At 59.7% G+C, this 904-nt stretch carries 1 protein-coding gene; it reads right to left on the minus strand.

Annotated elements, in window-relative coordinates:
- Nucleotides 1-904: ImcF-related family protein (locus DEO48_RS12630; protein ID WP_309136810.1), on the minus strand; the 904-nt coding region annotated here is incomplete at both ends.

Genomic DNA, 904 nt, shown 5'->3' on the forward strand with positions numbered 1-904 from the left:
CAGCTGCAGGGCCTTAAAGGCAGCAGCCCCCGGATCGCCGGCACTGTTTATCTGCTCCAGCCACTGCGCCAGCGCGATGAGCCGCTGGTTTACGCCCTGGATCAGGGGCGCATTATCCCCGTGGCCTTTCAGGGTGTCGTCCAGTTGGGTAAAGGGATGCGCTATCCGGCTGAGCGTATCCTGCTGCTGTGCTGCCTCTTTTCCGGTCAGTGGACGAACGGCGGTGTTATCGCCGAGCAGGGAGACAATATGCCGGAAGGGCTGCTCATCGCCGGTAATGATGTTCAGCACCGACAGCGCCTGCTCCGGTGAATCAAAGGGCTGAATATCCAGCGCGGATAACAGTTTTTGCCAGTGACCGGTATAGTCGCTGATATAACGATCGCTCACCTGTCGCTGAATTTCACTGCGATCCGCCTCGCTGAGCTGCACCTGCTCATGTTGCCCCAGCACCCACGCATCCAGCCCGGTCAAATCAAACAGCGCGTTATGCTGGCCCCGGAAAAAATCACTGTAGCCGGACCAGGTGAACAGACGCGGCACCGTACCGGCATGCGCATCACGCAGCACAAACACGCTGTCAAAGCTTTGCCCTGTCTCATCCTGTACCCGCAAATCCGGCGGCAGCGTCGCGGTGGCCCGCACCATCAGCCCCTGATACACCCGCTGATAGGGTGGCAGACGGCCCAGCTCCTGCTGTGCGTCAGCGACAGGCTGTGCAAAGGGCTTCCAGGCAGCCATGGCGTCAGGATTTTTTTGTATCCGTGCTTTATGCCAGTCGGTGTGCCTGAGGGCATAATCCAGGTGCTGCATCAGCTGTTGCTGGATTTGCCCCTGTTCCGGAAACGCCTTTTGCCAGCGCCAGGCCATATACTGCTCCACCAGCGGAATGCTGCGCCCGGAG

The organism is Enterobacter sp. CGMCC 5087, assembly GCF_003144775.1.
Lineage (GTDB): Bacteria > Pseudomonadota > Gammaproteobacteria > Enterobacterales > Enterobacteriaceae > Enterobacter > Enterobacter cloacae_M.